Source organism: uncultured Stenotrophomonas sp., from assembly GCF_945952405.1.
In the GTDB taxonomy this organism is placed as follows: Bacteria; Pseudomonadota; Gammaproteobacteria; order Xanthomonadales; family Xanthomonadaceae; genus Stenotrophomonas.
Genome location: NZ_CAMFIA010000025.1, coordinates 45,822 through 53,842, shown reverse-complemented (window position 1 = coordinate 53,842; position 8,021 = coordinate 45,822). Strand labels below are relative to the sequence as shown.

10 protein-coding genes are annotated in these 8,021 nt (G+C 68.0%); 2 read left to right on the top strand and 8 right to left on the bottom strand.

The genetic code is table 11. The features are described from left to right. Positions 1–331: 331 nt before the first annotated feature. From fis to prmA, 3 genes are all read right to left on the bottom strand, one after another. Positions 332–607: a DNA-binding transcriptional regulator Fis gene (fis, locus tag Q0P60_RS18615; protein WP_005419706.1), complete on the bottom strand. Its 276-nt coding sequence runs from the start codon at positions 605–607 to the stop codon at positions 332–334. Between the two features lie 115 nt (positions 608–722). Continuing rightward, positions 723–1,493 (bottom strand): DUF3426 domain-containing protein, encoded by a 771-nt coding sequence (locus Q0P60_RS18610; RefSeq protein ID WP_294996967.1) that lies wholly within the window; start codon positions 1,491–1,493, stop codon positions 723–725. A gap of 42 nt (positions 1,494–1,535) precedes the next feature. Further along, positions 1,536–2,456: a 50S ribosomal protein L11 methyltransferase gene (prmA, locus tag Q0P60_RS18605; protein ID WP_294996973.1), complete on the bottom strand. Its 921-nt coding sequence runs from the start codon at positions 2,454–2,456 to the stop codon at positions 1,536–1,538. Positions 2,457–2,620: 164 nt separating this feature from the next. On the opposite strand from prmA, the gene Q0P60_RS18600 reads away from it, so the two are divergent. Further along, positions 2,621–3,589 carry a hypothetical protein gene (locus Q0P60_RS18600; protein ID WP_294996971.1) on the top strand — a complete coding sequence of 323 codons (969 nt, stop codon included), beginning with the start codon at positions 2,621–2,623 and terminating at the stop codon, positions 3,587–3,589. Next, positions 3,586–3,960, top strand: coding sequence for a hypothetical protein (locus tag Q0P60_RS18595; RefSeq protein ID WP_294996965.1), 375 nt, complete (start codon positions 3,586–3,588; stop codon positions 3,958–3,960). Before Q0P60_RS18600 ends, Q0P60_RS18595 begins: the two co-directional genes overlap by 4 nt. A 129-nt stretch (positions 3,961–4,089) precedes the next feature. Here the strand turns inward: Q0P60_RS18595 and accC are convergent, their stop codons facing one another. The 5 genes from accC to Q0P60_RS18570 form a co-directional block, all read right to left on the bottom strand. Continuing rightward, the gene (accC, locus tag Q0P60_RS18590) at positions 4,090–5,457 is read right to left on the bottom strand and encodes an acetyl-CoA carboxylase biotin carboxylase subunit (protein WP_294996963.1); all 1,368 of its coding nucleotides are present in this window, start codon (positions 5,455–5,457) and stop codon (positions 4,090–4,092) included. A gap of 10 nt (positions 5,458–5,467) precedes the next feature. After that, entirely contained in the window at positions 5,468–5,947 is a 480-nt protein-coding gene (gene accB, locus Q0P60_RS18585) for an acetyl-CoA carboxylase biotin carboxyl carrier protein (RefSeq protein ID WP_032129560.1), read from the bottom strand. Positions 5,948–6,001: 54 nt separating this feature from the next. Further along, entirely contained in the window at positions 6,002–6,427 is a 426-nt protein-coding gene (locus Q0P60_RS18580; protein WP_294996961.1) for a lysozyme inhibitor LprI family protein, read from the bottom strand. Beyond that, entirely contained in the window at positions 6,424–6,873 is a 450-nt protein-coding gene (gene aroQ / locus Q0P60_RS18575) for a type II 3-dehydroquinate dehydratase (RefSeq protein ID WP_294996960.1), read from the bottom strand. The genes Q0P60_RS18580 and aroQ overlap by 4 nt, the downstream gene beginning before the upstream one ends. A 252-nt stretch (positions 6,874–7,125) precedes the next feature. Further along, a complete protein-coding gene (locus tag Q0P60_RS18570; RefSeq protein ID WP_294996959.1) occupies positions 7,126–7,860 on the bottom strand; it encodes a DOPA 4,5-dioxygenase family protein in 735 nt (244 codons plus the stop codon). Positions 7,861–8,021: the final 161 nt, after the last annotated feature.

Below are 8,021 nucleotides of genomic sequence, written 5' to 3'. Positions count from 1 at the left end.
GGTTTCCCATCCACGCGTGGCGTGGATCTACCGGGCCGGCGGCGGTTGATACCGAGGGGGTTTCCCATCCACGCGTGGCGTGGATCTACCGGGCCGGCGGCGGTTGATGCCGACGGGGTTTCCCATCCACGCATGGCGTGGATCTACCGGGCTGGCGGCGGTTGAGACCAACGGGTTTTCCCATCCACGCGTGGCGGGGATTCACCGGTAGTGCCGGCCGCTGGCCGGCAATGGCAATGGCAATGGCAATGGCAATGGCAATGGCAACGGCAATACCCTGCCATCGATCATGGGGTTGCCGGCCAGCGGCCGGCACTACCCGCAGCCGCGCTTACGCGCTGATGCCGTATTCCTTCAGCTTCTTGCGCAGGGTGGCGCGGTGGATGCCCAGCATCGCGGCGGCGCGGCTCTGGTTGCCTTCGCAGTGGTTGAGCACCTCCACGAACAGCGGGATCTCCATCTCGCGCAGCACGATCTCGTAGACATCGTCCGCGTCGCAGCCATCGAGGTCACGCAGGTAACGGCGCACGGACTGGGCGACATGTTCACGCAGCGGTGGCCGGGGAGCGCCACGACTGTTGTCAGGACGAGAAAGGACAGCGTTCAAGGGGGTTCCCGATTCGGTTGGCCCGTGCGCGCGGAGCGCGCGGCCGGACGAGGTGGTGGCGGCCAGTCTAGCGCGAGCGTGCCCGGCCTGCCACGACCGGACGCCTCTTGCCCGGTCAGAGGAAGTCGAAGGTGAATGCGACCGTGGAGGCCGCGGGCTCCTGTACACGGAACGCAACGCGCGCGCTCTGCCCCGGTTCCAGCAGGGCAGAGCCGGGGGGCTCGCCCAGGTACTGCGCGGGGGTGAACACGCCGCTGCCGATCACCCGGCCATCGGCATCGGACAGCGACAGGCGCAGGTCCGGCCAGGCTTGCGCCCAACGTGCATCGTTGCGGATGCTGGCCTGCACCTGCAGCACACCGGCGTGTCCGGGCAGCGGCCGGATCTCGCGGCTGGTCATGGTGAACGCGGTCGGCTCGTGCCAGGCCGGCAGGCTGCAGCGCAGGACGCCGCACAGTGTCGTCAGCCAGGCGCGGTTGCCGGCGTCGGCGGCCAGCCGCGCGCGATCGGCAAGCACGCTCTGCAGCAGCAGTACCAGCGCCAGCGCTGCGACCAGCATCCAGTGCCAGCGCGGCGCTGGCAGGCTGCGCGGGCGAGGAGTACCGAGGAAGCTGGGCGCTTCAACGGTGACCGCAGTGGCCGCTACTGCGACCGCCGCCGGTTCGATGGCCAGGCTGTCATCGACGCCGGCCGTGTCATCGTCGTGTCGCATTTCCGCCACCGGCGCGGCTACCGTGGCAAGGGGTCCGGCGGGAACCTGCAGCGCAGTGGGCGCGGCTTCGGCCGGGTCCTGGGTGTGTGCATCGCGCGCAGGCGCGGGCTCACCTTCCGGCGCCGAACGCAGGAAGGTGGCCAGGGGACGGCGCGGTGGGTTCGGCTCGGACATGCTCAGGGCGCGGGCTCGGATCCAGCGGTCATTCAACCACGATCAGGCGCGGCGCACGCCGGTGATGCGCATCCAGTCGCCATCCTGGGTGGCCTGCAGGTCGTCGAACCACGCGGCGTAGCGCTGCAGCAGTTCGCCTTCCTGGCCATGCAGGATGCCGGACAGGGCGATGCGGCCGCCGGCGGCGACGCGGGCGGCGAGCAGTTCCGCCAGTGCGTCCAGTGCCGAAGCGAGGATGTTGGCGACCACGATCGGATAGGTCGCGACCGGTTCGTCCTGCGGCAGGTAGACCTGCATGCGCGCCTGCTCGCCATTGCGTTCGGCATTGTCGGCAGTGGCGACCAGGGCCTGCGGATCGTTGTCCACGCCGATCGCTTCTGCGGCGCCCAGCTTCAGCGCGGCCAGCGCGAGGATGCCGGAGCCGCAACCGAAATCGAGCACGCGCTGGCCCTGCAGCAGGCCATCCGCGGCCAGCTGGTCCAGCCAGCGCAGGCACAGGGCCGTGGTCGGGTGGGTGCCGGAACCGAACGCTAGGCCCGGATCCAGCCGCACCACGGCGGCATCGGCCGCCTGTGCGGCGTCCGGCAGCTCATGGTTCCACGGCACGATCCAGGTACGGCTGCCGAAATCCATCGGCTGGAACTGGTCCAGCCACGCGCGCTCCCAGTCTTCGTCCTCGACCGCGCGGAAGCTGCCACCGCTCCAGTCCAGTTCCGGATCGAAGGCTTCCAGTGCAGCCAGCAGCAGCAACGCGTTGCTGTCGGCGGGGAACAGTGCGCTCAGCACCAGGGTGTCCCACAGCGGGGTCTCGCCCACGCCCGGTTCGAGGATGGCCTGTTCGTTGCTGGTATCGGCTTCGGCATCGAGCAGCGTGACGGCCAGTGCGCCAACGTCCTCCAGCGCATTTTCATAGCGGGGCTGGGTGGCTTCGGTGCAACGCAGGGTCAGTTCCAGGAACGGCATGGCGGTGGGAGCAATCGCGGGAAAGGGGGCCATGCTAGACCATCGGGGCGTCTCCGTATTGCCTGAGATGCCGTCGTGGGATGAACGAAGCCGGTTCAGACAGGTCCGTCGGGCCTTGCTAAACTTGCGCAATTCCTGTGCGCCGTGAACGCTCACTGCTGCCAATGGCCTTCGCTCCGACCCTGAAAACCTGGTTGCTGGTGCTGCCCGCGGTGGCCGTGCTGGGCGTGGCCGGGTACCGGGCCAGCGGGCATGTCGGGTCGGCCGCGGAGACGACGGGCGAGCTGCCGGTGGCAACCGTCGCCAGCGCCGATGACGCGGTGGCGCTGCCGGTGGTGCCGGAGGCGCTGGCGCGCCGTCTGGCCGCCTTCGAGCGCGGCAATGCGCTGCCTTCCGGCCTGCCGCTGGATCTGCGCGCCGATATCGAGGACGCCACCGATCTGTATGCCTATGCGCAGCGCCTGCGCGTGCAGGCCGACGAAGGCAACCACGAGGCGCGCTGGATGCTCAGCCGGGTCTATGACTACTGCGCGCAGTACGCCATCGATCCGGGCGGCTATCGCCTGGACAACAACGTGCTGGCCGGGCTGGGCCTGACGGCCGCACCGGCCATGGTGCAGGCGCGCGAGCGCGTGGCGCAGCGCTGCGGCGGCTTCGTGCCCGGCGACAAGCTGGGCGCCGCGCTGGTGCTGGCCGAGCGCCGCAAGGCCGCGGCGCAGGGCAACCTGGCTGCGGAAGCATCGCTGTTCGCCGAGGGCGAGCCGCTGCATGACACCCCCGAGTACCGCCGCGACCTGGTCGAGCGGGTGCGCACTTCGCGTGATCCGGAGGCCTTCATGGCGATCGCGCCGGGCATGGGCGTGCGCGCGGCAGGCGATCGCGCGCTCAACGGGCTGGTGGCGGGTGAACAGCTCAGTGAACTGGCATGGCGGCTTGCCGCCTGCGAGCTCGGTCTACCGTGTGGGGCCGACAGCGTGCTGGTCAACAGTTTTTGCGCGAATGGAGGGATCTGTTCGCAGGATGGGACGCAGGATTTCCGGGATTTCGTGTATGACGCTGCGGTATCGCGGCAAGGTGCGGGGAAAATGAAGCAGTGGATCAAGCGATTGGTTGGAAAGAGGGGCGGGCAATGAATTACCGTCGATTCCTGCATGGGGCCAAGTTCTGGTTCTGGGTGGCGCTGTTCGTGGCGTACTCGGCCGGTGCGGTCGGGCTGTTGATGATCGACACCTATGAAGATCGCTACCGGCATCTGTCGAAGGTGGAACTGACCACGGTGAAGGCGCAGGAAGAAGTACGCCGCGTGGGTGCCAGCCAGGTCGCTGCGGTGTATCGCGCGCAGAGTGGCATGCCGTTCGCTTCGTTGCCGGCGGGCAGTACTTTCCAGGTGGTGTGGCCCGATGGGTCCACCGAGACCATGGTGATCGTCGACCCGAGTTCGCCCAATGGCGTTCGCCCGCTGCCGAATTCGCAGATTCCGGCGGAAGTGGCCGACAAGCGCTGAATCACCTCTGCAGGGCCGAGCCATGCTCGGCGTGCCGGAAAGAGCGGCCGAGCATCGGCCCGGCGCAACAGACAATGAAAAAGGGCGGGGATATCCCCGCCCTTTTCGTGTCCAGCATCCGGCGACCGGTCAGGTCAGCGCGATCGGCTTGTTCTTGCGTTCGGCAAGGCGCTTTTCCAGGTAGTGGATGTTCTGCCCACCGGCCTGGAAGCCCTTGTCGCGCATGATCCGCTGCTGCAGCGCGATGTTGGTCTTGATGCCATCGACCACCATTTCGCTCAGCGCCACCCGCATGCGGGCGATGGCGGTTTCGCGGTCCGGGCCGTGCACGATCAGCTTGCCGATCATCGAATCGTAGTTCGACGGCACGCGGTAGCCACTGTAGATGTGGGTGTCCACGCGCACGCCGGGACCGCCCGGCGGATGGAAGCCGGTGATGGTGCCGGGGCTCGGCACGAACGTTTCGGCATCTTCGGCGTTGATGCGGCACTCGATCGCATGGCCGGTGAGCACCACGTCGCTCTGCTTGATCGACAGCTTCTGGCCGGCGGCGATCTTCAGCTGCTCGGCCACCAGGTCGATGCCGGTGACCATCTCGGTCACCGGGTGCTCCACCTGGATGCGGGTGTTCATTTCGATGAAGTAGAAGCGGCCGTCCTCGTAGAGGAACTCGAACGTGCCGGCGCCGCGGTAGCCGATGCGGATGCAGGCTTCCACGCACACCTTGCCGATCTGCTCGCGTTGCTCGTCGGTGATGCCCGGTGCCGGCGCTTCTTCCACCACCTTCTGGTGGCGGCGCTGCATCGAGCAGTCGCGCTCGCCGAGGTGGATGGCGTTGCCCTGGCCGTCGGCCAGCACCTGGATCTCCACGTGGCGCGGATTCTCCAGGAATTTCTCCATGTAGACCTCGCCATTGCCGAACGCGGCCTTGGCCTCGCTCTTGGTGGTTTCGATCGAGGTCTTCAGCGAGGCTTCGGCGTGCACCACGCGCATGCCGCGGCCACCACCGCCACCGGCCGCCTTGATGATGACCGGGTAGCCGATCTCACGGGCGATCTTGGTGTTGGCGACGATGTCCTCGCCCAGCGGGCCGCCCGAGCCGGGCACGCACGGCACGCCGGCGGCCTTCATCGCGCGGATCGCTTCGACCTTGTCACCCATCATGCGGATGGTGTCGGCCTTGGGGCCGATGAAGATGAAGCCGGATTCCTCGACACGCTCGGCGAAGTCGGCGTTCTCCGACAGGAAGCCGTAGCCCGGGTGGATGGCCTGGGCGTCGGTGACTTCCGCTGCGGCGATCAGCGCCGGGATGTTGAGGTAGCTCTGCGGCGACGGCGCCGGGCCGATGCAGACCGACTCGTCGGCCATGGCCACGTGCTTGAGATTGCGGTCAACCGTGGAGTGCACGGCCACCGTGCGGATGCCGAGGGTGTGGCACGCGCGCAGGATGCGCAGCGCGATCTCCCCTCGGTTGGCAATGACGACTTTGTCGAGCATGGCGCGCCCCTCAGCCGATCACGAACAGCGGCTGGTCGAACTCCACCGGCTGGCCGTTCTCGCCGAGGATGGCGACGATGGTGCCGGACTTGTCGGCTTCGATCGGGTTGAACATCTTCATGGCTTCGATGATGGCCAGGGTCTCGCCTTCCTTGACCTGCTGGCCAACGCTGACGAAGGCCGGCTTGTCCGGAGCGGACGAAGCGTAGAAGGTGCCGACCATCGGCGAGCGCAGCACGTGGCCTTCCGGCAGTGCCGGGCCCGGCTTGGCGGTGCCGCCGGTGGAGGCTTCGGTCGGCGACTGCATCGGCATCGCCTGCGGCGCCGGAGCGGCCGGAGCGGCGTACACCGGGGCTGCGACCGGAGCGGCGTAGCCGGCCACCGGGGCGCGCGACAGGCGCACCGACTCTTCGCCTTCCTTGATTTCGATTTCAGCCAGGTTCGACTCTTCCAGCAGGTCGATCAGCTTCTTGATTTTGCGGAGATCCATGGTGGCCTCTTTGCTCGTGATGTCAGTGTGGTGGGGAGTGCGGTTGCACTCGGGTCAAAGCAGTTCGTAGAACTCGCGCAGCTGCCGCGTACGGTCGCGCGCGAGGGTGGTCAGGCAGCGCATCTGTGCGCCGTTGCGCGCCGTGCCATCGGAATTGAGGGCATAGACCGCGTTGCAGTCGTGATCGCGCAGCTGGACCCAGGCGCGCTGGGCCAGTACCAGCTCCTGCTCGGCATCGCCGCAATAGCTGCAGTTGCCGCCGCGGGCCGGGGAGCGCAGCTGGCGACGCGCCTGTGCATAGACGGTATTGAGTTCGGCATCAGCGGCGGCGGCCACGTCCGAGGCGCACAGGTCGCTCTCCATCGTGGTACCCGGATGGGCGCAGTCGATGTCTTCGTCCTTGCGGTCGAACGCGGCGGCGGCACCGCAGATGCCGACCCACGCCACAGCGCCGGCGAGCAGGCGCGGCAGCGTCTTCACGCGCTGGCCGCCTGTACGCGCAGCAGCGCCGCGTCCATCGCGTAGCGGTAGCTGTCGGCACCGAAGCCGCATACCACGCCCACCGCCTTGTCACTGAAGTAGCTGTGCTGGCGGAACGGTTCGCGGGTATGCGGGTTGGACAGGTGGATCTCGATGAACGGCACCGCCACCGCCGCCAGCGCATCGCGCAGGGCGACCGAGGTGTGGGTGAAGGCGGCGGGGTTGATCAGGATGAAAGCGGTTCCGTCGTTGCGCGCAGCCTGCACACGGTCCACCAGCACGTGCTCGGCGTTGGACTGCAGGCTTTCCACCGCGTGACCGGCCGCAGCCGCCTGGGCGGCCAGGGCCTGGTCGATGTCGGCCAGCGTGGTGTGACCATAGACCTCCGGCTCGCGGGTGCCGAGCAGGTTGAGGTTGGGGCCATGCAGGACCAGCAGCTTCGCCATGGGATCCGGAAGACGGGAAAGGGCGGCAGTCTGGCGGAACCGGTGGATGCTGTCCAGTTCGGCGAAGTTTGCGGCGTTTCAATCGAATGTTTGAAATCTGCCGGAGCGCTTGTGGCCGTATGGCGGACGCTGGATCAAGGCACGCTGAATGCCGTGCGGACCGGGGATGCATGCACGTAGGCCGACGTTAGCGGCAGCCCCATGTCGCCAAGGGTAGATCCACGCCATGCGTGGATGGGGGGGGCGGCCCGCTCAGGTCTCCAGCGGCACCGTCGGCACCACGTTCGGGAACACCTGCTCCAGCAGCTCCCGTTCGCCCGGCTTCGGTGCCGGCCAGTTGTAGGCGTTTACTGGCTGCGCGCGGTTGACCCACAGCGCGTAGTGGAGGTGGTCGGCGCGGCCATCGCCGGTATTGGGGTGGATCAGGATGGTCAGGCCCAGGCTGTTGAGCTGCAGCCAGGGCACCAGCACCGGCAGCAGGTCGTTGGTGAAGCCGAAGTAGAACGAGGGCGTGACGTGCGGGCCGCGTGGCTCCAGGTTCCAGTTGCCCAGCTCCACCGGGAAGCGCTCGGCGGCCCAGCGCCGCAGCAGTGCCGCCTTGGCGAAGCTGTCCTCATCGAAGTAGATGTGCGCGTGATAGCTCTTGATGTCGGTATAGGCGCGCGGCGTGGTCGGCAGCGTGGCCTCACCCGGGCGGACACTGGCCGGACGTGGGGTCGGCTCGCTGGCCGTGGCCTGGCCCCAGGGGCTGCGTCCCGTCGCTGGCGGTGGAACGATGGCGCGGAAACCAGGCCGCCCGGGTTCGGTGGTGTTCACCGCTGTACCGTCGCGCGCGGTTGCCGTCGATGTGCTGGCCAGGCCGCCTGCGGCCAGCCCGGCCGAGGCGATCAGGCGCCGCCGCGCGGGCGAGAGCAGGTCGGCCCACTGTGCATCATCGTCGCCTGTGTCGCTGAGGCTGTCGGCGGTGGAATGCGGTTCCGGCTGCATGAAGGGCTCCGTGGCGGGAGGAAGCGGGACAGGCAAGCACGCTCGGGCAGCGAACGCGGTGGTGTCCAATAAGCAGGTGGCATCACCTCATGCTGCAGCCCGCTGCTGCCCGCCGCACGGAGTGGCATTGAGCGGGGCCGATGGGCAGGCTAGGGTGCGCC

Coding starts and splice junctions, on each gene's coding strand:
- prmA (WP_294996973.1), bottom strand. CDS start 2,456: ATGCCGTTCCTGGAACTGACCCTGCGTTGCACCGAAGCCACCCAGCCC.
- Q0P60_RS18570 (WP_294996959.1), bottom strand. CDS start 7,860: ATGCAGCCGGAACCGCATTCCACCGCCGACAGCCTCAGCGACACAGGC.
- accC (WP_294996963.1), bottom strand. CDS start 5,457: ATGCTCGACAAAGTCGTCATTGCCAACCGAGGGGAGATCGCGCTGCGC.
- Q0P60_RS18610 (WP_294996967.1), bottom strand. CDS start 1,493: ATGTCCGAGCCGAACCCACCGCGCCGTCCCCTGGCCACCTTCCTGCGT.
- Q0P60_RS18595 (WP_294996965.1), top strand. CDS start 3,586: ATGAATTACCGTCGATTCCTGCATGGGGCCAAGTTCTGGTTCTGGGTG.
- aroQ (WP_294996960.1), bottom strand. CDS start 6,873: ATGGCGAAGCTGCTGGTCCTGCATGGCCCCAACCTCAACCTGCTCGGC.
- Q0P60_RS18600 (WP_294996971.1), top strand. CDS start 2,621: ATGGCCTTCGCTCCGACCCTGAAAACCTGGTTGCTGGTGCTGCCCGCG.
- accB (WP_032129560.1), bottom strand. CDS start 5,947: ATGGATCTCCGCAAAATCAAGAAGCTGATCGACCTGCTGGAAGAGTCG.